Annotated in this window: 21 protein-coding genes; 13 read left to right on the forward strand and 8 right to left on the reverse strand. The window is 48.0% G+C overall.

Annotated features, from left to right (window positions below; translation table 11 throughout):
• Positions 1-357 precede the first annotated feature (357 nt).
• Positions 358-948, reverse strand: a complete 591-nt coding sequence (locus Q0R57_RS09460; protein ID WP_294746580.1) for a tetratricopeptide repeat protein — start codon at positions 946-948, stop codon at positions 358-360.
• Positions 949-960: 12 nt separating this feature from the next.
• Positions 961-1,560 carry a DUF4294 domain-containing protein gene (locus tag Q0R57_RS09465; RefSeq protein ID WP_294746582.1) on the reverse strand — a complete coding sequence of 200 codons (600 nt, stop codon included), beginning with the start codon at positions 1,558-1,560 and terminating at the stop codon, positions 961-963.
• A 171-nt stretch (positions 1,561-1,731) separates the two neighbouring features.
• Here Q0R57_RS09465 and ndk point away from each other — a divergent pair, with 171 nt between their 5' ends.
• From ndk to Q0R57_RS09485, 4 genes are all read left to right on the forward strand, one after another.
• Positions 1,732-2,199 carry a nucleoside-diphosphate kinase gene (gene ndk / locus Q0R57_RS09470; RefSeq protein ID WP_294746586.1) on the forward strand — a complete coding sequence of 156 codons (468 nt, stop codon included), beginning with the start codon at positions 1,732-1,734 and terminating at the stop codon, positions 2,197-2,199.
• A gap of 115 nt (positions 2,200-2,314) precedes the next feature.
• Positions 2,315-3,733, forward strand: coding sequence for a pyruvate kinase (gene pyk / locus Q0R57_RS09475; RefSeq protein WP_294746589.1), 1,419 nt, complete (start codon positions 2,315-2,317; stop codon positions 3,731-3,733).
• A 66-nt stretch (positions 3,734-3,799) separates the two neighbouring features.
• Positions 3,800-4,270 carry a hypothetical protein gene (locus Q0R57_RS09480; protein ID WP_294746592.1) on the forward strand — a complete coding sequence of 157 codons (471 nt, stop codon included), beginning with the start codon at positions 3,800-3,802 and terminating at the stop codon, positions 4,268-4,270.
• A 77-nt stretch (positions 4,271-4,347) separates the two neighbouring features.
• On the forward strand, positions 4,348-4,854 hold the full coding sequence (locus tag Q0R57_RS09485) for a DUF3237 domain-containing protein (protein WP_294746595.1): 507 nt from the start codon (positions 4,348-4,350) through the stop codon (positions 4,852-4,854).
• A gap of 3 nt (positions 4,855-4,857) precedes the next feature.
• Here the strand turns inward: Q0R57_RS09485 and Q0R57_RS09495 are convergent, their stop codons facing one another.
• Positions 4,858-7,995, reverse strand: a complete 3,138-nt coding sequence (locus tag Q0R57_RS09495) for a glycoside hydrolase N-terminal domain-containing protein (protein WP_366516843.1) — start codon at positions 7,993-7,995, stop codon at positions 4,858-4,860.
• 131 nt (positions 7,996-8,126) lie between these two features.
• Between Q0R57_RS09495 and Q0R57_RS09500 the strand changes: the two genes are divergently transcribed.
• Both Q0R57_RS09500 and Q0R57_RS09505 read left to right on the forward strand, forming a co-directional pair.
• A complete protein-coding gene (locus Q0R57_RS09500) occupies positions 8,127-8,894 on the forward strand; it encodes an MBL fold metallo-hydrolase (protein ID WP_294746597.1) in 768 nt (255 codons plus the stop codon).
• Positions 8,895-8,942: 48 nt separating this feature from the next.
• Positions 8,943-9,707: a tRNA threonylcarbamoyladenosine dehydratase gene (locus tag Q0R57_RS09505; RefSeq protein WP_294746599.1), complete on the forward strand. Its 765-nt coding sequence runs from the start codon at positions 8,943-8,945 to the stop codon at positions 9,705-9,707.
• Here Q0R57_RS09505 and Q0R57_RS09510 read toward each other — a convergent pair.
• From Q0R57_RS09510 to Q0R57_RS09525, 4 genes are all read right to left on the reverse strand, one after another.
• The gene (locus tag Q0R57_RS09510) at positions 9,704-10,243 is read right to left on the reverse strand and encodes a thioredoxin family protein (RefSeq protein WP_294746602.1); all 540 of its coding nucleotides are present in this window, start codon (positions 10,241-10,243) and stop codon (positions 9,704-9,706) included. The genes Q0R57_RS09505 and Q0R57_RS09510 overlap by 4 nt on opposite strands.
• 12 nt (positions 10,244-10,255) lie before the next feature.
• Entirely contained in the window at positions 10,256-10,966 is a 711-nt protein-coding gene (locus tag Q0R57_RS09515; RefSeq protein ID WP_294746605.1) for an SDR family NAD(P)-dependent oxidoreductase, read from the reverse strand.
• Between the two features lie 34 nt (positions 10,967-11,000).
• Complete coding sequence (locus Q0R57_RS09520) at positions 11,001-11,378, reverse strand: RidA family protein (RefSeq protein ID WP_294746607.1); 378 nt, start codon at positions 11,376-11,378, stop codon at positions 11,001-11,003.
• A 170-nt stretch (positions 11,379-11,548) separates the two neighbouring features.
• Positions 11,549-11,917, reverse strand: a complete 369-nt coding sequence (locus tag Q0R57_RS09525; protein WP_294746610.1) for a thioesterase family protein — start codon at positions 11,915-11,917, stop codon at positions 11,549-11,551.
• A 115-nt stretch (positions 11,918-12,032) separates the two neighbouring features.
• On the opposite strand from Q0R57_RS09525, the gene Q0R57_RS09530 reads away from it, so the two are divergent.
• Positions 12,033-12,182, forward strand: a complete 150-nt coding sequence (locus Q0R57_RS09530; RefSeq protein WP_294746613.1) for a hypothetical protein — start codon at positions 12,033-12,035, stop codon at positions 12,180-12,182.
• Complete coding sequence (locus Q0R57_RS09535) at positions 12,179-12,493, forward strand: hypothetical protein (RefSeq protein WP_294746616.1); 315 nt, start codon at positions 12,179-12,181, stop codon at positions 12,491-12,493. The genes Q0R57_RS09530 and Q0R57_RS09535 overlap by 4 nt, the downstream gene beginning before the upstream one ends.
• Positions 12,494-12,542: 49 nt before the next feature.
• On the opposite strand, the gene Q0R57_RS09540 is transcribed toward Q0R57_RS09535, so the two are convergent.
• Positions 12,543-13,481 carry an alpha/beta hydrolase gene (locus tag Q0R57_RS09540; RefSeq protein WP_294746618.1) on the reverse strand — a complete coding sequence of 313 codons (939 nt, stop codon included), beginning with the start codon at positions 13,479-13,481 and terminating at the stop codon, positions 12,543-12,545.
• Positions 13,482-13,655: 174 nt separating this feature from the next.
• Between Q0R57_RS09540 and Q0R57_RS09545 the strand changes: the two genes are divergently transcribed.
• From Q0R57_RS09545 to Q0R57_RS09565, 5 genes are all read left to right on the forward strand, one after another.
• Positions 13,656-15,608, forward strand: a complete 1,953-nt coding sequence (locus Q0R57_RS09545; RefSeq protein ID WP_294746620.1) for a PP2C family protein-serine/threonine phosphatase — start codon at positions 13,656-13,658, stop codon at positions 15,606-15,608.
• 428 nt (positions 15,609-16,036) lie between these two features.
• Positions 16,037-16,552, forward strand: coding sequence for a sigma-70 family RNA polymerase sigma factor (locus Q0R57_RS09550; protein ID WP_294746623.1), 516 nt, complete (start codon positions 16,037-16,039; stop codon positions 16,550-16,552).
• 12 nt (positions 16,553-16,564) lie between these two features.
• A complete protein-coding gene (locus Q0R57_RS09555; protein ID WP_294746626.1) occupies positions 16,565-17,239 on the forward strand; it encodes a DUF4974 domain-containing protein in 675 nt (224 codons plus the stop codon).
• A 9-nt stretch (positions 17,240-17,248) separates the two neighbouring features.
• On the forward strand, positions 17,249-19,834 hold the full coding sequence (locus Q0R57_RS09560) for an outer membrane beta-barrel protein (RefSeq protein ID WP_294746629.1): 2,586 nt from the start codon (positions 17,249-17,251) through the stop codon (positions 19,832-19,834).
• A 30-nt stretch (positions 19,835-19,864) separates the two neighbouring features.
• Entirely contained in the window at positions 19,865-20,917 is a 1,053-nt protein-coding gene (locus tag Q0R57_RS09565; RefSeq protein ID WP_294746632.1) for a hemolysin activation protein, read from the forward strand.
• Positions 20,918-21,036: the final 119 nt, after the last annotated feature.

Genomic DNA, 21,036 nt, shown 5'->3' on the forward strand with positions numbered 1-21,036 from the left:
AAGATAAGGCAAAAAAGAAAGCAAAGCAAAGGAATTTCCCTAAACAAACAGAGGAAATTCCCTATACAAATATTTCACTTACGACAAATTCTTAGAATTTTTACTTTTTTGCTCCCTAACTAGAAATAAATATTTTCCTAACTAGCGGGATAAAATTCTCTAGAAAAAATGGGGAGAAAGTGATTACCTTCTCCGCCTTCATGATTCTTTTATCCTTGCAGCAATTTTCTATTGCAAAGTTTGCAACGTACATTGCAAAGTTTGAAATGTAAATTGCAAAGTCTGCAATATAGGTTGCAAAGTTTGCAACGAAAAAGATTGGGAGATTATTAGATTCTCTGGAGTACATTACGAACTCTATTGTGTACCCATCGCTTTCAGAATCTTTGCGGCTCCTTCGTTGCCTTGTTGCTCTGCTTTATGAAGCCACAGTAAGGCGGTGGTGGTGTCGGCATTTTGAAGATAAAGGATGCCAAGATTCAATTGGGCCGTGGGGAGTCCTTTGTTGGCAGCAAGACTATACCAATACTGAGCGGAGTCAGCATTAAGGGCGACACCCTTGCCAGCATGATAACACCATCCGAGATTCATCTCGGCCAGCGTATTGCCCTGCTGTGCAGCACGCTTGAACCATTGGGTCGCCTCAACATAGTCTTGAGTGACACCCTGCCCATCCTTCAGCATAACGCCTAGGTTGTTCTGTGCCCGACTTAGTCCCTGTTCTGCCGCTTTCCTGTACCAGTGAGCTGCTTCGGCATAGTTCTCCAACTTATCGTAAGCCAGCGCCACTTGCATTTGGGCCTCCTTATCACCCTCTTGGGCTTGCGACAACAACGCTTTGTCTATGGGTTCTGGTGCCTGTTGCTTGTGGTCTACACAAGACAAAAGGCAGAATGCCAGCGACAAAACACTGAGGATGTTTAGACAAATGGGGCGTCGTATTGTCATAGAAAAAGGAGATTACAGTTGTCCTGCCTCAACCATCAGGACCACACGCTCTGTGAGGCGATCTGTGCCTTCGGGCTCATAGCCCTTTTTCAGGGAGGCGCCAAACATCCAGGCAAAGGCCTGCCACATGCCAGAACGCACAGGACCAATGAAAGCCTGCATAGCCTCGTAGGCCGTAGAGTTGCATTCACGGTCTACAAGTTTTATTAGGAGTTTGCCTTGCGAGAACGTCAGCTTCTTCATCTGTGGCTTATACTCCTTCACGATGGCCTGCTCCACACGCTTCAGGTGGGCATCGCGCTCGCTGGGGGGTAGCGTCTCCGTAAACTCGGCAGTCTCGATGATAATCTGTCGCACTTGCTTGGCCAGCGGCAACACTTTCTTCACGTTTTTCACCAAGCGCATATACGACTGCTGCTGGCGCTTGCTCTTAAAGGTGAGGTCAGGATAGACATAGACATTAGATAGCTCCATATACTGAATGGAGTCGCCGTCGACCAGCGTCTTGCTCACCTTCACCATCGGCACAAAGGTGGGGTCGCCCAAGTCGTCCTGGGCGGCAACTGACAAGGTAGTCAGCAGCAGGCAGAGAAAAAAGAGGCCTCGTCTCATATCTGAGCGCAAAGTTACGAACATTATTCGGAAATGCAAAGGAAAAAGGAAAAAAGTGAAAAGGGTGAAAGACAAAATAACAAATTAATAGGCAAAGACGATGCTGGTTTAAGAAAAAAGTAGTATATTTGCACTCGATAACTATTCATACAAACCTAAACAACCCTTTTTATGGAAACAACATTAGTTTTATTGAAGCCCAGCTGCGTGCAGAGACAGTTGATTGGTGAAGTGCTGAACAGATTCGAGCGCCGTGGACTGCGCATCTCTGGCATGAAGATGATGCAGCTGAGCGATGAGATACTGCGCGAACACTATGCCCACTTGGTGGACAAACCTTTCTTCCCTGGTCTGCAGGCTTCTATGCAGGCTTCGCCTGTAGTAGCCTTGGCACTGACAGGTGTCGAGGCTGTGAAGGTGGTACGACAGATGGCTGGCGCGACCAATGGTCGTGAGGCAGCCCCTGGCACTATCCGCGGCGACTACTCGATGAGCAACCAGCAGAACATCGTGCATGCCTCCGACTCGGTAGAGAATGCTGCCATCGAGCTGCGTCGTTTCTTCCGACCAGAAGAGGTGTTCGACTATGTGAGCAACGCCCAGGCCTTTATCTACGGCGAAGGCGAGGACAAGAAATGACATAGAATATCTTTTGCTGCCTTTTGTAAAAAAGGAAGAGACATTCCAGCCTTATTTCAGAAAAAATCATTACCTTTGCACCCGAGTTAATAAGGTAATAAGGTAAAAAGATTGTATGAAACAAACCAAAATCGTTGCATCGATTAGTGATAGACGATGCGACACAGAGTTTATACGTGCCCTTTTCAACGCTGGAATGAATGTGGTTCGCATGAATACAGCTCATGCCACAGAGGAGGGTATCCGAAAGATTGTAAACAATGTTCGTGAGGTGAGCCACCATATTGGCATCCTCATCGACACAAAGGGTCCGGAGGTGCGCACTACCGCCTGCGCCGAGCCTATTCAGTATAAGACTGGCGACGTGGTTAAGATCTTCGGACGTCCTGAGATGGAGACCACCCACGACATGATCAACGTCACCTACAGCGACTTCGCTGCCGATGTGCACGAAGGCTGTCATATCCTGTTCGATGATGGTGCCCTCGACTTGCTGGTCATTGGCATCAACGGCCCTCAGATTGTGGCACAGGTGCAGAACGATGGCGTGCTGGGCTCTCGCAAGAGCGTCAACGTGCCTGGCGTGCATATCGACCTGCCCACGCTGACAGAGAAAGACCGCAAGAACATCATGCTGGCCATCGACCTCGACATCGAGTTCATTGCCCACTCGTTTGTGCGCTCTGCTGCTGACGTCAGAGCCGTTCAGGCCATCCTCGATGCCTATAACTCTGACATCAAGATTATCTCGAAGATTGAGAATCAGGAGGGTGTAGATAACATCGACGAGATTATCGAAGCCTCCTATGGCATCATGATTGCACGTGGCGACCTGGGTATCGAGGTGCCCATAGAACGCATCCCTGGCATCCAGCGCCAGATTATCAGAAAGTGCGTGCGTGCCAAGAAGCCCGTCATCGTGGCCACGCAGATGCTGCACTCCATGATTCAGAACCCTCGCCCCACCCGTGCCGAGGTGACCGATATTGCCAACGCCATCTACTATCGCACCGATGCCCTGATGCTCTCTGGCGAGACTGCCACAGGTAAGTATCCTGTCGAGGCTGTACAGACAATGGCTCAGATAGCCGAGCAGGCCGAGCGCGACAAGCTGCGCGAGAACGATATTGAAATACCGCTTCCTGCCGACTGCGACATCCGTGAGTTTATGTCACACAGCGCCATCGAGGCCACAGAGAAGCTTGGCGTCAAGGGCATCATCGCCGATTCTGACACAGGTCTTACAGCCCGTCTGCTGGCAGCCTTCCGTGGTCCCAACCCTGTGCTGGCTATCTGCTATAACGATAAGGTACAGCGTCTGTTAGCACTCTCTTATGGCGTCATTCCCGTCTTCCAAAAAGAGCACATCGACAGGAGCCAACTCTTCCATGCTGCTGTGCGCATGCTGCGTCAGAAAGGTTATCTAAAAGATGAAGATAAGATTGCCTATTTGAGCGGAAACTTGCTCTATTTCGAGGATATTCATCAATTATTTCAAAAAAATCAGTCATTTTCTTGGTTGGAAAAGAAATAATATTTATCTTTGCACGCATATTGCATAGAAACTTAATTTATTATTAACCATTTAATTCAAAAGAAAATGAAAAAAGTAATGTTGGGCCTTTGCGCTCTGGTAATGTGTTTCTTCATGGCTGCTTGTGGCGGCGAGAAGAGTGGTGCTGAGAAAATGGAGGCCCTGATTGAGGATCTTCAGCAGAATGGTAAGGGTTGGAATGCTGAGCAGTGGGAGACCTTCCTGACTGATATGTACAAGACTCAGATTGAGGTTGTCAAGGGTATTCAGGACGAGAACGGCTACAAAGAGTATGTTGCTCTTGGCGAGAAGGTTGAGGCAGCCCTTAATTCTATCGAGGCTGAGGCTGACGAGACCGCTCTGAGCACTGCTTTCATGAAGCTGATGACCAACGAGGAGTTCATGAAGGGTATCGAAGAGGCTGAGAACCTGGAGGCTGAACTGGAGGCCAAGTATGCTCCCAAAGAGGCTGAGCCTGAAGAGGAAGTTAGTGATTCTCTCGAGGTTGAAGAGCCTGCTGGCGACGACGTAGAATAATCACTCCCTAATAAAGAAACAAGAAGAGCCCACAAGGATGATTCCCTGTGGGCTCGCTTTATAAAAACGATAAAACTATGAAATACTTTTTCACCTTACTGCTGACCGTGTTCACACTCAACATCGACGCACAAAACAATGCCCCTGCACCAGAACTCGAGTTTGCCCTGCAATTGAAAGTAACACTGGGCGAAGCTTTCTCTATTGACAACACGCAACATGGACGACGCACCGTCATCCCCATCACTGGTGGCACGTTCGAAGGTCCAAATATCAAGGGAACGATTATCAGCGGTGGTGCCGACTATCAGTTGGCCAATGCCAACGGACGCTCAGAGATTGAGGCTATCTATTGCATCAAGACTGACGATGGTGTCTATATCCACGTTCGTAATCGTGGTATCATCGCCAATAGCAAGGATGCCAATGGCAACCCCTCGTTCTATTTCCGCTGTGCACCACAGTTTGAGGCTCCTGCCGACAGCAAATACGGCTGGCTGAACAATTCGTTGTTCCTCTGCGCCCCCTCGTTCTCTGCAGGCGGTTTCAATGGCATCACACTCAATGTGTGGCGCGTAAAATAAGACCTATTGCTTCTGATAGATTCTCACGTAGTCTATCTCGTAGCGCATAGGTAAGGCGCTGTTATCGATGGTGCCTCCACAATCCCCTCCCAATGCCAGATTCAGCAGGATATACTGCGGGCTTTGGAAGGGGTTCTTGTTTTGTCCAATAGAACCATTGACGGTGGTGCTTAGAGGAGTGTCGTTCAGCAGCTCATCGTCTAAATAGAGTCGGATAGCCTTCTCGTCCCAGTCCATACGCCACACATGAAACTGCTGTGCCCAGTTGGGCTCACGTTCTGTAAAATGGGTAAAAGGAATCTTCTTGCTGCTCCAAACAGGTTGAAAGTGCTGGTCGTTGCCCCAGGCAGCATTTGCCAGGATATGCGGCATGCCATTGATACGATAGAACTCCATGATGTCTATCTCGCCACATGAAGGCCACTCCATGCCTCTGCCCAGTGTCCAGATGGCAGGCCAGGAGCCGCCTGCTGTGGGAATGCGGGCACACACCTCCAGACGTCCATAGAGAAACTCTCGTTTACCCATCGTGGTAAGACAGGCCGAGGTATAATGGATGCTGTCGCGCTGCTGTCCCCAATGACGGGCATGAGGACGGTAAGTGGGGTTGGGACGGTCCGCGCGACGAGCTTCGATAATCAGCAGGCCATCTTCCTGCCAGGCATTATCTGCCTGATACCACTGGTCTTCGTGATTACGCACAAAGCCCTGTTCAAAGTTCCAAGTGGCAGGGTCAGGACGTCCGTCCTTATTAAAATCATCACTCCACACCAGCGTCCATTCCTGTGAGGCCTTTGCTGTGATATGTCTGCTTTCTCCTTTCTTTAGCTTCAGGGTCGTGCTCATCTTGTTATAGCACACCGTCACCTCGCCGCCATTCTTGGCTGTGATGGTAGCCTCTGTCACTTGTCCGTTCTTCCACTTCATACTCACCTCATAGCCGCCACGGGCACAGAGGCCACTCACCTCGCCTTCAGACCAGTCGGCAGGCAGCGCAGGCAGCAGCTCTATCTTGCCTTGATGACTCTGCACCAGCATCTCACAGACGCCAGCCACACCTCCGAAGTTTCCATCAATCTGGAATGGCGGATGGGCATCGAAGAGGTTAGGATAGGTGCCGCCCCCACCCCAGTGGTTGGCTCCGCTGGGTACATACTGCAGCAGTTTGCGATAGATATGATAGGCCTGGTCGCCTTTATGCAGACGAGCCCACAGGTTGATGCGCCAGCCTGTGCTCCAGCCTGTGGTCTGCTCACCCTTCTGGATGAGTGTCTTCTCAGCAGCGCCATAGAACGACTCTGGCAGGTTATTACCAGGATAGAGACCAATAAGATGACTCTGATGACGATGTCTGGGGTCGTAGTCACGCCAGTCGTGGTACCACTCGTTCAGGTCGCCGTCCTTTCCCACGGTATAGGGATGCAGGCGCGCTAGGGCCTTCTCGTATGCGGCAACAGTATCGCCACACAACTTGCCTGCCTTGATAACGTTCTGGAACAATTCACGAATGATGGCCAAATCGGCAGTGCCACCATAGCAGGTCATGCCGTGATAGCCTTTATCTGTAACATATTCGTTTTCCGGCGAGGTGCTGGGAGCTGTAATCAGTTCCTGCGGATTGTTGGGGTTGGGGATGAGCCAGTCAAGACAGAACTCAGCAGCACCTTTCATCAGCGGATAGGCCGTCTGACGAAGGTAGGCCTCATCACCCGTAAACTGATAATGCTCCCACAGAGCCTCCACCAACCAGGCGCCACCCATAGGCCAGTTGGCCCATTCGGGCTTCTCGTTCTTCTCGCCCACAGGATTAGCCATCGCCCAGATATCGCTGTTATGACCTGCACACCAACCACGGTTGATGCCATAGTAGTTCTTTGCGGTGTGGCGACCCGTCTCTGCCAAAGCTGCGATGAAGCCGTCAAGCGGCATCGCCATCTCTGCCAGGTTAGCCACAAAGGCAGGCCAGTAGTTCTCCTCTAAGTTAATATTAATGGTATAGTTGCCACGCCAAGGTGCAAAGCGGTGGGGATTCCAGAGTCCCTGCAGGTTGGCAGGCACGGCAGGCGTTCGTGAACAACCTATCAACAGATAACGTCCAAACTGGAAATAGAGGGTCTCCAGATAGCGGTCATTGGCTATTGAGGTGCCATAGCTGCGAAGGAGCGAGTCTGTAGGGATGTTATCATAAGTCGACTTGCCAGACAGGAAATTCAGCTTCACACGGTCGAAGAAATGCTTGTAGTCAGCCACATGACGGTCTTTCACCTCTGCATATTGGATATTCTTTGTATGCCAGGCGAGGTTGTTGGCCTCTTCGATATAGGGAGCACCCTCCAGCACGGGGTGCTTCGTGGCACCATTAAAACTGGTGGCGTTGACAAAGTAGATAATAGCCTCTGTGACACCTTTCAGCAACAGGGTCGAATCAGCCGTCTCTATCGTGCCGCCTTGATGTTCCACCCTGACAATCGTACAGAAATGCGTACTTTCCTCTGCCGCTCCCATAGCATGACCTGTCATGGTGAGCTGCTGTGCGCCAGCCTTCGTCTTATGCGACAGAATTGAGGTGAGGCTCACCTCTGCATTGATGGCACCTGCTGCTGAGGCCGTCAGCCTGACAGCACCCAGATGGTCTGGTGACGAGCAGAGATACTCACGACGATAGCTCACCCCACCCTTCTGATAACTCACATGTGCCAAGGCAGAGTCAAGGTCAAGCTCGCGACGGTAGCTTGTCATGTCACCCATGTTCTTATCTATAATATGAAGAGTACCCAGCGGCTGATAATAGGTTGAGTTATGTCCCTGCACATGCAACTGCAGCGAGTCGGCCTTAGCATAGTTCTCTGCAAAGAGCGCCTTGCGTATCTCTGGAATCCAGCGGCTAGCACCCTCATCCTCATGCAGGTCGACAGGCTTGCCTGACCACAGCGTCAGGTCGTTCAACTGCACCACATCATCATGAGGGTCGCCATAGACCAGCATACCCAGTCGGCCATTACCCAACGGCAACGACTCTTCGAAAGCCGTAGCAGGTCGGTCATACCACAGCACCATAGGTTTCTGTCTTTGTGCCCACGTAGCAGTTGTTGCCATCAGCGCCAGTAGCAGGGCGCATACTCTCATGTTGCTCTTCTTCATATTTATCTTTTAGTTATTGTCCGTTATTGCTCTTGATATTTGCACGATTCTCCAAAAAATATCTGCAAAGATAATGATAATTTCGAAATAATCACTATATTTGCAGCATTGTTTTGAAATATATAGTATATATGAAGACTTTTCTAACCTGTTTACTGGCCATTTGTGGACTCACCACAGCCTGTGGCCAAGCAAAAGAGCTGCGTTCTGGCGAAGCTCTAGTAACTTACGAGGAGGATGTGTTTCAGACCAAGAGCGGAAAGACGGTTAAGTTCCACGCCCTGGTTCATGCCAGCATCCGAGTGGAATACGACGGCAAGGAGATAGAGATTGACCCAGTGACCAAACTCGGCAATAAAACCATCGACTACACCGCAATGCCCAAGGCCAACTATATCTTCGTGACCCATGAGCATGGCGACCACTTCGACAAGGAAGCCATCAAGCAACTCTCTAACGACGGCACACGACTCATCACCAACCGCCGTTGTGCTGATATGCTTGGCTCTGGTCAGGTAATGGCTAACGGAGATAAGCTAAAGATTGCTGATGACTTTACCGTAGAGGCCGTGCCTGCTTATAACATCACGGAAGGACGTACACAGTTCCATCCTCAGGGACGCGACAATGGCTATATCCTGACCATCGACGGACTGAGAATATATATTGCTGGTGACACGGAAGACATTCCAGAGATGGCATCCATCAAAGATATCGACATCGCCTTTCTACCCTGCAACCAGCCTTATACTATGACAACCAGCCAACTGGTTAAGGCTGCTAAGATCATCAAGCCGAAGGTGGTCTTCCCCTATCACTACGGACAGACCGATGTCTCTACTCTCCCCTCTCAGCTACAGGCTGAAGGCATCGATGTCAGAATCAGACATTACGAATAATCCCATCCGACTACCCTTTGTATCTTCGCATCCAAATTAGAAAAGACGATGGCAATAGATAGTGCTATATTTCGTAGGAGTGAGTTGTTGTTGGGGAATGAGGCGATGGAACGTATCGCCCAGAAGCGGGTGATTATCTTTGGTGTAGGCGGCGTAGGCTCGTGGTGTGCCGAGAGCTTGGTGCGTAGTGGTATTCACCAATTGACAATCGTTGACTCAGACTGCGTATGCATCACGAATATCAATCGCCAATTGATGGCCACCACCAAGACCGTTGGTCAGGTGAAGGTGGATGCCCTGAAGGAACGCTTACTCAGCATCAATCCCAAGGCAGAGATTACGGCCCTACAGAAAATCTTCACAGAGGAAACTGCCTCTGAATTTGGTTTGGAGGACTACGACTATATCATCGATGCCATCGACTCCTTGAAGGACAAGGCTGCCCTTATCCTCCTGGCCTGCAAGACGAAGGCTAAGTTCTTCTCGTCGATGGGCGCTGCTTTGAAGCTCGACCCCACACGCATCAAGGTCACCGAGTTCTGGAAGGTGCAGGGTGACCCCTTGGCACGCGCCATCCGTAAGAAATTCAAGCACTACGAACAATTTCCAGAGAAGAAGTTCCAAGTAGTCTATAGTGATGAACTATTAGAAAACAAAGGGTGCCCGCCAGATACTGACGAGACACCCTCATTATTCAATAAACCTCAAACCAACGGCTCATTAGCTCATATTACAGCCATTTTTGGCTTCACGTTGGCAGGATTGGTGATTCAAGATGCCACAACATCAATCCCTACCAATCATGTTCTTTAGTTGTTTCTAACAGCCTTGGGTGTCCAGTTTCTGAAAAAACGCAGCACCTTCCCCTGATTATAACCCTGCCCCTCTTCAAGGAAACTGGAGTCCTGAATATGAAGAACCCTACCCTCCTCGTCGAGGACAACGAACACGGGGAAGCCAAAACGTCCACAGTTGTCCAGTCGCTTCATCAGAGCAGCAGCCTGCTGAGCCTTCTCTGCACTCTCTGATTTTCTGGGGTTATAGTTTACGTGGATGTACTCAAAGTTATCGCTTATAACCTTACTGATAGCAGTATCGTTGACTATGAAGTCAGCAAAGCGCAGACACCAGATACACCAGTTGCCACCCACCTGACAAACAACAAACTTTCCCTCGGCCTTGGCCTTAGCCACTGCTTTGTCAATCTGCTCAAGAGGGTTGATGTCTTCATTGTACACCTTGCTTTTAGCCTCATCCTTCACAACTTGGCTGTCCTTCTGCACAGTCTGAGCATTTGACGATATGGTCAGCAACAGGAAAAGAATGCCTAAAACCGTCCTTCTATTCATAACGTGCTGTTCTTAATCCTCTTTGACAATGGGATAAAGTTCTATGAACTCGCCCTGATGGCTCTGACCGTCGTTGATGAGTTCGGCAAACTTCTGACCTACCGTCTCGATATCATGGAAGCCGGGGAGGGCCATATTTCCATTCAGATCGGTGGTGGTGGGACCTGGGTGAACAGAGAACGTCTCCACAGGTGTATTGGCCTGCTGGAATTCAATGGCCATCACACCCATCATGGCGTTCTGTGCAGCCTTGCTGGCCACGTAAGCTAACGGGTGCCAGTAAGGACTAATCTCTGAGGGTACGGTGACATTGGCGATACGGCCATTGTTCTTGGCAATCAGAGGTATCAGGGCCTTGGTGAGGGCGAAGGTACCAACGAAGTTCACGTCGAGGGTCTCGCGGATGACACTAATCTCTGTATGCTCGCTGTCGACACTCATGTCACCAGGAATGCCGGCATTGTTCACGAGCAGTGTCAGCTCTGGGAACCGCTCATTAATCTCCTTGGCGGCCTGTTCAACATTGGCGAGGTCTTTCAGTTCAATATTCACCCAGCCCAACACATTGGCACCAGCTGACTTCAGTTCGATGATGGCCTTCTCTGCACGCTGTTCGTCACGTGCACCAATCACTACCTGCCAGCCACTCAGACCGAGGTGCTTGGCAATTCCAAATCCGATGCCCTTATTGGCACCAGTCACTAAAACAATCTTTTTTCCCATTTTTATGTCTTGTTAGTTTAGTTTATTCGTTGCATTATGCCACTTCTGCCACGACTTCAATCTCTACTAATGCGCCTTTCGGCAAGGTCTTGACGGCGACAGCAGAGCGTGCAGGATATGGCTCCGAGAAAAATTCTGCATAGACGGCATTCATATCGGCAAAGTCGTTCATATCGGCCATGAACACCATAGTCTTTACGACATTACCCATCGTCAGTCCAACTTCTTCGAGGATGGCCTTCACGTTGGTCAGCGACTGGCGGGTCTGCTCCTTGATACCTCCTTCGACAAAACAGCCGGTAGCAGGGTCGATGGGAATCTGACCAGAGGTATAAACGAGATTGCCCACTTTGATGGCCTGACTGTATGGGCCGATGGCAGCCGGTGCCTTTGTTGTACTTATCACTTTCATATTCTCTATTGTTTTTGACTGCAAAGGTACTATTTTTCTGGCAAACTCCGCACGCTGACGCGAGAAAAGCGATAAAAATACCATACTCATGGTATAATAGAAGACAGAACATTTTGCGCTCGTTGGCAAGGAGTTTGCCGACGAGCAGTCTGTGAAATAATGGCTATTTGCTACCGATGCAAAAATCTCTCTTTATCCACAACGAATCTCAGATGTGTGCCTTCGCCAAGGAGAATATCTCCAGAATAAGCAGAGATCTTGTATTCTATCTTCTTTCCATCTACCTTTGTTACCTCGGCCGTTGCTCTTACAACATCACCGACCTTCGAGGGTTTCAGATGGGAAGACTCTATATGCCCGCCAACGGTTGTGCTGCCTTCAGGCAGTTCATCCTTGACGGCCAGCATGGCGGCGTTTTCCATTAACGCCATCATCATCGGGGTGGCTAAGACGGGCATATCGCCAGAGCCAATAGCCATAGCGGTCACGGCATCCGTAACCGTCAACTCACTAGTATGTTTCAGTCCTATTTCTATCATTTCTTACTAAACTATTCTCAATATCTGTGCAAAGATAGTAATAATTAAAGAATAATGAGTATCTTTGCACAGATTATTGAGACTTTTTATGTATTTAGGAGAGGAGAATAAGATTATGGCATATACAGGAAGATTTGGTCAGGCTGATGACTTTCGGCGTGATGAACTGATAAGGGTGATTGAGCATTCTGTAGAGAACCTTACTCTTCAGGAACTCGAAGCACTTTACTATGACATGTCGACGAAGAACTATATCAACGAATGAATTTACCAAAGTTTATCATCACTATGGACGGCGTTTTACGCATGGGCATGGTTGACCAACACATGCATCTGCTGAAACAGGGCGACCAGTGCATCGGTGGTGGCTATTATACCTTCGACTTCGTTTCCAACCGTATCATCCTCGACAGACAGTCATACTACTTTGGCAGACCCAAGTGGCATCTGTTGGAAGTGCTGAAGGTCCCTTCCACCTATCGCGGCCTGCAAATCGTATATAAGTACGATGATGACTTTCACGATGACTTTAACGTCAGCGAGGAACTACAGATAGAATATTATGAAATCGTATAAAGCCCCCTGTAGAGGCTTTATACACTTGTGTTCTGGGTTGTTGGCTCGCTTACTTTACCTTTGCGTTCTTCTCCAGACTCCAGTCTTTACGATTCAAGATGGCGGGCTTGTCGCCACAGAACATCTTTGAAGCTTCCTGGTCGCCCTTGAGCTGCCAGTCGAGCCAAGCACGAGCCACGATGGCGAACTCACCACCATTGGGCTGGTTATAAGTGCCTCCATGACCTACGGGCAGGTTGCAGGCAATAGCTGGCACATGGTCAATGCGCTTAAAGTCGTCCATACCGTTATTATAGGCGATATCGCTCTCACCACCCAGGATATAGATGATGGGGCAATGTATCTCCTTCAGCTTAGACTTGGCCACGCTGGGCATACCACCCATCCTTGGGCGACCAGCACCACCAGCACCGCCTTCGTCCTCCACTTGGTCGAACAGGCCGCTGTTGCATATCATAATAGAGGTGACACGTGGGTCAAAGCAGTTGAAGAGTGCCTGGAGGCCACCACACGACATTCCTGAGATACAGATGTTCTTCGTGTCGATTTTCTGATAGAACGGGCTATTCTTGTCAGCATTCTGCGCAAAGGCCCAGTCCATCGACTCTACCTGCTGCTCAGAGCGCGACTGATTGCCGCGTCCCATACCACCCATGCCTCGTGGTGCATCCTCCTTCGGCATGATGCCTGTGGCCAGAACGAGATAGCCGTAGGAGGCAATGTCATTGAGGAACTTCTCATGACCTCGAGGCGAGTTGGCACATCCGCCATTACCCCACACCAACACAGGTAGGGCCTTTTTCTCGTTAAACACAGAAAGGTCTTTGGGGGCAAACACGGTGTGCTCCTTGAATCCTTCCACTTCGTACATCACTGCCTTGTAGGGGCCTGTTCCTCCTTCTTCGAGAACAGTCTCATTGGTTTGGGCAAACATGCTTGCACACATGCCGAATGCAAGCGTTAAGGTTACAAATAGTTTTTTACTCATAAGTTAGGTTTTTATTGATTGCCCTGCAAAGATAATCCTATTTCGCCAAAAAACCAAGCACTTAACGATGATGATTAACAATTATTAGTGTTTGTATAATGGTCTTTAACCGAATTATTTATATCTTTGCATGTCGAACTATCTATTAACTGTATCTGAAGACCTACATTATATATGAAAAGACTGCATCATCTTTGGACATTCATCCTGATAGGGTTTGCATGTGCCTGCAATCAACCTCAGGATAATAGCGACAATACGACTGCCAACGTTGAGAAGAATAACGTCAACTGGAGCGACTCGGCAAGGAGTCGCTATATGAAGGTGGCATACTATTATAACAATAATATCCACGACTCGCTGGTGATGGCGGTACCTGCAGAGAGAGACTTCTGCAAGGAGCATGAACTCTGGGCCGATTACTATGACGTGTGGATGCTGCTGGGCGAGGAGTATAACTTCAGCGGTGAGCACAGCAAGGCCATCGATGTGGCACAGGAGATTCACGACGATGCCGCCATGCGTAACAATGGCTATGGTCTGGCAGCTGCCGAATTCATCAAAGCACTGGTTTATGACTGTCAGTTGAATCATGAGGAGTCGGCACGCAGCTTTGAACAGGCACTGAGAATCTATCCCGACAGCGCCAGCTCATTCCTGAAAAACAGCATCTATGTGTACTACACCTATGAACTGAGAGACTTGGAAGCCACGGAGAAGATGCAAAGCGTGTTGGACGAGTGGAAAGCCTATATCGACATCTGTAGACAGGACACAACTATCCCTCCACGACAGTTCGACAACTGGCTTTACTACTACCATCACTCGTGCTATTTCTACTTTTTGAACCAGAAAGACCTGGACAAAGCCGAACAGCATGTAGACTCGGTGGTCATGCATCTGGACAGACAAGGATGGTCGCAGGTGACACGCAATGAGGTGCTGGGCTACAGGGTGCAGCTGGCCATAGCACGCAAGAACTTCTCAGAGGCGTTGAAACTGAACGACCAGCAGTTGCCTGGGGCCGAAGATCTAGACATTAACGCCTACTCCGAGATACTGAAACAGCGCGCCATTATACTGTCAAACATCGGCCAATGGAAAGAGGCCTACAACTATCTGGATCAGCACTATGAGCTGGTGGACTCTATCAATCAGGCAGAGACGCGCCAGCAGCTAAACGAACTGAATAAACGTTTTGAGATTGACGAGCTGCGAGCCCAGCAAGAACGAGAAAAACTGCAACATGAACATGAAAAGATTGAGAACGAACGCCAGCGAATGTATCTGCTCTCTATCTTTGGAGTCTTCGTGGTGGTGGGTGTCATCATCGTTATTATCCTGCGTCAGCGTGCTAAACGCCGACTGACGGCGCTGAAGGCCGAACAGGAGCGTATGGAGAGTGAGCTCAGCATTGCCCGAGACATTCAGATGTCGATGGTGCCCAGCACCTTCCCCCAACGAGAAGGGCTGGACATGTATGCCACGATGATGCCGGCCCGCGAGGTGGGTGGCGACCTTTATGGCTATGTGATACACGACGACCTGCTGTATTTCTGTCTGGGCGATGTCAGTGGCAAGGGTGTGCCTGCCTCCTTGTTCATGGCACAGGCCACAAGGATGTTCCAGTCGCTGGCCAACCAGGGGCTGCAGCCTGCCGAGATCTGCACACAGATGAACGATGCGCTGTCGGGTAAGGACAATAAGAGTGGGATGTTTATCACCTTCTTCGTAGGATTGATAAACCTGCAAAACGGTCATTTGTCGTTCTGCAATGCTGGTCATAATCCGCCCGTCATTATTAATCTGTCTTCACGCTCTGCAACCCATTTCCTGAAAATGGAAGCCAATGCGCCTTTGGGTCTATGGACAGACCTGAAATACGTGGGTGAAGAGGTGGAGAGCATCAAGGGACAACCGCTGTTTGTCTATACTGACGGCCTCAACGAAGCCGAGAACCACGAACAACAGCAGTTTGGCGAGGAACGACTTCTCAGCATACTGCGCAACACGCACTTCAACTCATCAAAACAAATTGTAGAGGCCTTAGCCGAAGAGGCGGAGAAACACCGCAACGGCGCAGAGCCCAATGATGACTTGACAATGATGTGTATCTGGGTGGCGTAATTTACGATAATAGCGCCACTTTCTTTAAGTAGTTTAACACCCTCGGCACCCAATTTGCTTTTCCCTTCGGCCAGCGACCTTTGGTTCCGGGCTTTGCCGAGGGCTTTTTTGTGCCATTTTCCGGAGTTTCCTTGAGCGAAGCGAAAAACTTTGCTAAATACAAATGATGAACTATGAACTGTAACTTTTTCGCTTTCTACCTACTATATAATAGGAGGAAATAACTATCTTTGTATCGTGAAATCGTGTTTGAACAAAGAAAATTGAAAGAATAATGAAAAATGTTGGCGTTTTCATAAAAAAACGAAGGGTCTGAAGTGTCTTATATATAGAAGTGCCCTAAAACGGGGTGCTGTGATTTGAAAGACTGATATGCTTGATATTTGAAGCCCCTTGATAAGGGGCTGGCATAAGCCATAGATATGACTATGACAAAAAAAGAATTGGAAATAATCTTCCGCCAGAACTACAGCGAGATGATTCATCTGGCCAGAGTCTTGCTGGGCGATGACGGAGAGGCTGAGGACGTGGTACAGGACATCTTCCTGCGGATTGCCGACAGTAACATTCCGCCCAAGCGCTCGACCTCTGTTCGCTTGCTACCAACGGGACGCAAGAACGATTCCTATCTCCTTATTGCCGTACGCAATGCTTGTCTGAACAGAATACGGCAAATGCAACTGCACGAACGGATGAAGAACCTATTGCCTATAGAAGACGAGACAGACCTGCAACCCATTGACAGACAATTGGAGCAACTTGAAGATATTTCGACTTTCGTGGACGAGCAACTGGAAGAACCGCATCGCAGCATCTTCCACCTCCGTTTCGACGAAGATCTGACTATCGCAGAGATTGCCCGTCGGCTTGGTCTGAATCCGAATACCGCCTACAAATATCTCGCCCAAAGCATTCAGAGAATCAGTAATCACTTCAAACATTAAAAGGTTATTGCAATGGAAACGACAAGAGAAAATATCCGCCAGCTACTGGAAATGCTCGACAATCCCGAAGCATACACTGAGCAGGAAATCCAGAACATCATCAATCGTGATGAGGATACACGCGAGACTTACCGCATGATGGTAGAAGGCAAACGCAGCAGTCGCCAGCGTCAGGCAGACAAGCCTATTGATGTGGATGCAGCATGGCAGAAATTAAGTGAAAAGTTAATAGTGAAGAGTGAAGAATTTGCTACCGCATCACCAGCGGCAAAGCCCTATTCTACACTTATGAAGATAGCGGCCTCTTTTATCGGAGTATTGCTTGTGTCTGGTATTGCCTTTGCTACCATTCAGATTGTAAGATACGCTCAGCAGGATACTCCAAAGCCAGAAGAGGTCATCAATACTCCAAAGCCCGCAATTATCACTCCTACCGATACGCTGACCACTGACACCATCGCAATACCACAGCCCATTATCTACGACAACATCCCACTAGAAAAGATGTTGCCAGAGATAGCTGCCCATTATGATACCAAAGTCACTTTTGTTAATAAAGAAGCTCGACAACTCCGTTTCCGTTTCGTATGGAACCCGCAGAAGGGCATCGATCTAGTGGTTAGCGACCTCAATCAGTTCGAGCGTCTGACCGTTACGCTAAATGATAATCAAATCACCGTAGAATAGTCAGCCGTCATGAATAGATATATCACTCTCATTATTCTTTCCCTGCTGCTGACTATTAGTATACAAGCTCAGAAACGAATATCGCGCGAATATCATAACGTGTCCCTCTCCGATGCGCTAAAACAGCTCAGTGAGCAACAGACGGACTACACCATCTACTTCCTTTACAACGAACTGGAATACTTTCGTATCACTACTACCATCAAGAATAAACACCTGCCAGAAGCCATTCAGCAGATGATCGGTTTCTATCCCATTCGCGTCACTACGAGCACTGAGGAGGATGGACGTAAGATTTTTGTGGAGTGTACGCATAAAACCGACCTCCATCTGACAGGTAATATCATCGACGAACAAGGCCAGCCCGTTGCATATGCCAATATTGCCGTTCTCAACCCTGCAGACAGTACTCTCCTTTGTGGTGGTGTCTCTAATGAGAGCGGTGTTTTTGTTATCCCCATTGATCAACCAAATATACTCGCCTGTATATCCTACATCGGCTACAAGACGATTTACAAGCAATGTAACAAAACGACACTTGGTACAATACGGATGCAGCCCGACACTTACAAGCTTTACGGAGTAGAGGTAAAAGGATTCCACCCATTGGTAAGAATCAAGGATGATGCCTTGGTGACAACTGTAGAGGGAACCTATCTCTCGAAGATAGGAACGGGTGTTGACGTGTTAGCCCATATTCCTGGTGTACTCCGTGATGGTAATAAAATTGAGGTCTTGGGACGTGGAACACCACTCGTATATATTAATGGCAGGCAGATGCGTGACCAGGGAGAACTCGACCAGATGAGCAGCGACCAGATCAAGAATGTGGAAGTCGTCATGACGCCTGGTGCCAAATATGATGCCAGTGTCAGATCCGTCATCCGTATCAAAACTCTTCGTCCTGTTGGAGAGGGTTTCAGTTTCGATAGTAAAACGCTGATTGGCACTAACCATTTCTTCTTCGGACAAGAGGAGGTTAACATGAATTATCGTACGAGAGGCCTCGATATATTCGCCATGCTAAATTATGAGGACTTCCGGATGAAGATGACAAACAATAGCCGTCAGGACACCTATCTTCAGCACTATTCCTCGAAAGAAGGATTCCAACCCTACCATTATATGCAAGAAGGAATCACGAACTATCGACACCATACAAACATTTATGACGGCAAGTTGGGCTTCAACTATATGTTCAACGACAAGCACTCTATCGGTATGACCTACTCACCTGCCTCACGTCCGAATAATAGGAGAAATGATTTTTCAACGGATGCGTTCCTCAATAATGTGATGGATGATCATTTATCAGGAAATGGCCATGAGGATGTCAAAAGAATTGAGCACACCATCAATGCCTACTATTCTGGATGCATGAAAAAGTTGTCGTTAGATGCCAATGTCGACATGCTGTTTCAGAAAGAAACAACTGATGCGTTTACTCTTGAGATGGCTCAAAATAGCGAAGACCGTACTGTGTCTACACACAGTGATGTTAAAAGCCGTCTCTTTGCCGCCAAGTTTGTGGTAGGATATCAACTCTGGAAGGGGAAACTTGAGCTAGGAACAGAAGTAAGTTCGGTTCATTTTACCAATGAATTCGACAATCTGGAGAAAATCATTACAAACAGCTACACTAAGTCTGAGGAATCCAACAATGCTTTATTTGCAGAACTGACACAACAAATAGGAAAGCTATCTTTTAAATTGGGGCTGCGTTACGAGTGCGTTGATAACCGTTACTTCGGACATATATTCCAAGAGGATACAAGCCGGACTTATAAAGACATATTCCCTACTGCTATGTTTGCCTATCCGATAGGCAAAGTACAGACAAGACTCAGTTATGCCCGTAACATCAGCCGTCCTGCTTTCGATCAGTTAACAGGTAGTCTGACATATATCAACCGCTATCTCTACGAGAGTGGAAATCCCTTTTTGCGTCCGACATATCGCGACAATCTTTCTTTGGTCGTTAACTGGAAATGGATGATGGCGATGATTGACTATACTCACGTTCATGACTATATCATCAGTGCATATTCCAGGTCCAATGGGAATCCCAACATTGCCCTTCTTCAAAAAGCGAATACTGACGGTTTCAACAATGTGCAAGCCATGCTTCAATTTGCTCCCACCTTTGGCTGTTATAATCCACAGTTAATGCTGGCTGTAATGTGGCAAGACTTGAATGTCAAATATTTGGGCGAGACGAAGTTGATGAACGAGCCGATACGGACAATTCGTTTCAACAATGCTGTTAATCTGCCAAAAGATACATGGCTAAATGCAGACTTCTCATGGCGATCGGCTGGCGATTCGGAGAATATCCATCTGTCAGACTCATGGCAGTTCGACATCAGCCTATATAAATCCTTCTTTAAAGATCGCCTGAGCCTGAAGTTGGCCTGTGACGATGTCTTTGCATCCATGCGACATGAAATCAACATCTACAGCGGCATCCATCAGTTCTACTTGGACAAAAGTCTTGACAATCGAAAGTTAAAGCTCACCATTCGTTACTACTTCAACCCTGCTCGTTCAAAGTATAAGGGAACAGGTGCTGGTAATGAAATAAAAGATCGACTTTGATGCAAGAACGTATTGTAAATGACTTCTGAAATGAAAAAGACAGAGACTTCTACAACATTATTACAAAAAACTCCTTCAAAAACGGACATTTCCGTTCTCTTGGTGTTTTTCAATCGTCCGGAAACATTTTCACAGGTGTTTCAGCAAGTACGCTTAGCCCGGCCTTCTCGTTTGTTTCTATATCAAGATGGCCCGCGTAACGAGCAAGACATGGAAGGAGTGCAAGCATGTCGGGAGATTGCCAGTCAAATAGACTGGGAATGCGAAGTGCACAAACATTATCTCGATATTAATCAAGGTTGTGACCCGTCTGTTTATCGTTCCTTGGTATGGGCTTTCTCCCAGACAGACAAGCTGATAATCCTAGAAGACGATTGTGTGCCTTCATTGTCATTCTTTCCTTTCTGTAAGGAGATGCTTGACCGCTACGAGAACGATAAGCGTGTCATGATGATTGCTGGATTCAACGTTGATGAAGTGACGCCTAATATAACCGATGATTATTTCTTCACTTCAGCCTTCTCCGTGTGGGGATGGGCTACATGGAAGAGGGTAGCAGACCTTTGGGACAGCGACTACACATTCATTCAAGACGAATTCAATATGCGCCAACTTAAGGCTCTTATCAATCAAAGGCGATCTAGGCCAGACATCATCAGAATGTTCCATGATCACAGCGTCTCTGGGAAGGAGTATTTTGAAACTATTGTACAGGCTGCAATGCTTTTCAATACAGGACTTGCTGTTATGCCAACCAAGAACCAAATCAACAACGTGGGATTAACTGCCAACTCCACTCATTATTCCGCTTCGCTGAAGACCATTCCCCACAGACTTCGCAGAATATTCAGCATGAGGCGTGTGGAAATGACATTCCCATTGAGGCATCCAAAGTTCGTATGTGAGGATTACAGCTATATAAAACGGTTGTATAAAATCAATTGCTGGGGACATCCGTGGATAAAAGTCTGCTATTCTATCGAGGAACTTCTACTCAATCTGAGATACGGCAATTTTCGGGTCATTACCAATGCCATTAGTAATAGAATCAAGAAAATGACAGGCCAGTTCAAATATAAGTAAACTGAACTTTCGGTGACAGCAGGGACAGGTCAGATGACACCTGTGTAAAAAACAATCTCCAAAGATATAACATTTTCGTTTTTTGCATACGATATTAATAAAAAAGGTGTATCTTTGCA

Source organism: uncultured Prevotella sp., from assembly GCF_946407605.1.
GTDB lineage: Bacteria > Bacteroidota > Bacteroidia > Bacteroidales > Bacteroidaceae > Prevotella.

Excerpts from the sequence above, each read along its gene's own strand:
- Q0R57_RS09535 (WP_294746616.1), top strand. The coding sequence starts at position 12,179 with ATGAATTTACCAAAGTTTATCATCACTATGGACGGCGTTTTACGCATG.
- Q0R57_RS09460 (WP_294746580.1), bottom strand. The coding sequence starts at position 948 with ATGACAATACGACGCCCCATTTGTCTAAACATCCTCAGTGTTTTGTCG.
- Q0R57_RS09500 (WP_294746597.1), top strand. The coding sequence starts at position 8,127 with ATGAAGACTTTTCTAACCTGTTTACTGGCCATTTGTGGACTCACCACA.
- Q0R57_RS09555 (WP_294746626.1), top strand. The coding sequence starts at position 16,565 with ATGGAAACGACAAGAGAAAATATCCGCCAGCTACTGGAAATGCTCGAC.
- Q0R57_RS09485 (WP_294746595.1), top strand. The coding sequence starts at position 4,348 with ATGAAATACTTTTTCACCTTACTGCTGACCGTGTTCACACTCAACATC.
- Q0R57_RS09465 (WP_294746582.1), bottom strand. The coding sequence starts at position 1,560 with ATGAGACGAGGCCTCTTTTTTCTCTGCCTGCTGCTGACTACCTTGTCA.
- ndk (WP_294746586.1), top strand. The coding sequence starts at position 1,732 with ATGGAAACAACATTAGTTTTATTGAAGCCCAGCTGCGTGCAGAGACAG.
- Q0R57_RS09505 (WP_294746599.1), top strand. The coding sequence starts at position 8,943 with ATGGCAATAGATAGTGCTATATTTCGTAGGAGTGAGTTGTTGTTGGGG.
- Q0R57_RS09550 (WP_294746623.1), top strand. The coding sequence starts at position 16,037 with ATGACAAAAAAAGAATTGGAAATAATCTTCCGCCAGAACTACAGCGAG.
- Q0R57_RS09510 (WP_294746602.1), bottom strand. The coding sequence starts at position 10,243 with ATGAATAGAAGGACGGTTTTAGGCATTCTTTTCCTGTTGCTGACCATA.
- pyk (WP_294746589.1), top strand. The coding sequence starts at position 2,315 with ATGAAACAAACCAAAATCGTTGCATCGATTAGTGATAGACGATGCGAC.
- Q0R57_RS09515 (WP_294746605.1), bottom strand. The coding sequence starts at position 10,966 with ATGGGAAAAAAGATTGTTTTAGTGACTGGTGCCAATAAGGGCATCGGA.
- Q0R57_RS09480 (WP_294746592.1), top strand. The coding sequence starts at position 3,800 with ATGAAAAAAGTAATGTTGGGCCTTTGCGCTCTGGTAATGTGTTTCTTC.
- Q0R57_RS09560 (WP_294746629.1), top strand. The coding sequence starts at position 17,249 with ATGAATAGATATATCACTCTCATTATTCTTTCCCTGCTGCTGACTATT.
- Q0R57_RS09565 (WP_294746632.1), top strand. The coding sequence starts at position 19,865 with ATGAAAAAGACAGAGACTTCTACAACATTATTACAAAAAACTCCTTCA.
- Q0R57_RS09525 (WP_294746610.1), bottom strand. The coding sequence starts at position 11,917 with ATGATAGAAATAGGACTGAAACATACTAGTGAGTTGACGGTTACGGAT.
- Q0R57_RS09495 (WP_366516843.1), bottom strand. The coding sequence starts at position 7,995 with ATGAAGAAGAGCAACATGAGAGTATGCGCCCTGCTACTGGCGCTGATG.
- Q0R57_RS09530 (WP_294746613.1), top strand. The coding sequence starts at position 12,033 with ATGGCATATACAGGAAGATTTGGTCAGGCTGATGACTTTCGGCGTGAT.
- Q0R57_RS09540 (WP_294746618.1), bottom strand. The coding sequence starts at position 13,481 with ATGAGTAAAAAACTATTTGTAACCTTAACGCTTGCATTCGGCATGTGT.
- Q0R57_RS09545 (WP_294746620.1), top strand. The coding sequence starts at position 13,656 with ATGAAAAGACTGCATCATCTTTGGACATTCATCCTGATAGGGTTTGCA.
- Q0R57_RS09520 (WP_294746607.1), bottom strand. The coding sequence starts at position 11,378 with ATGAAAGTGATAAGTACAACAAAGGCACCGGCTGCCATCGGCCCATAC.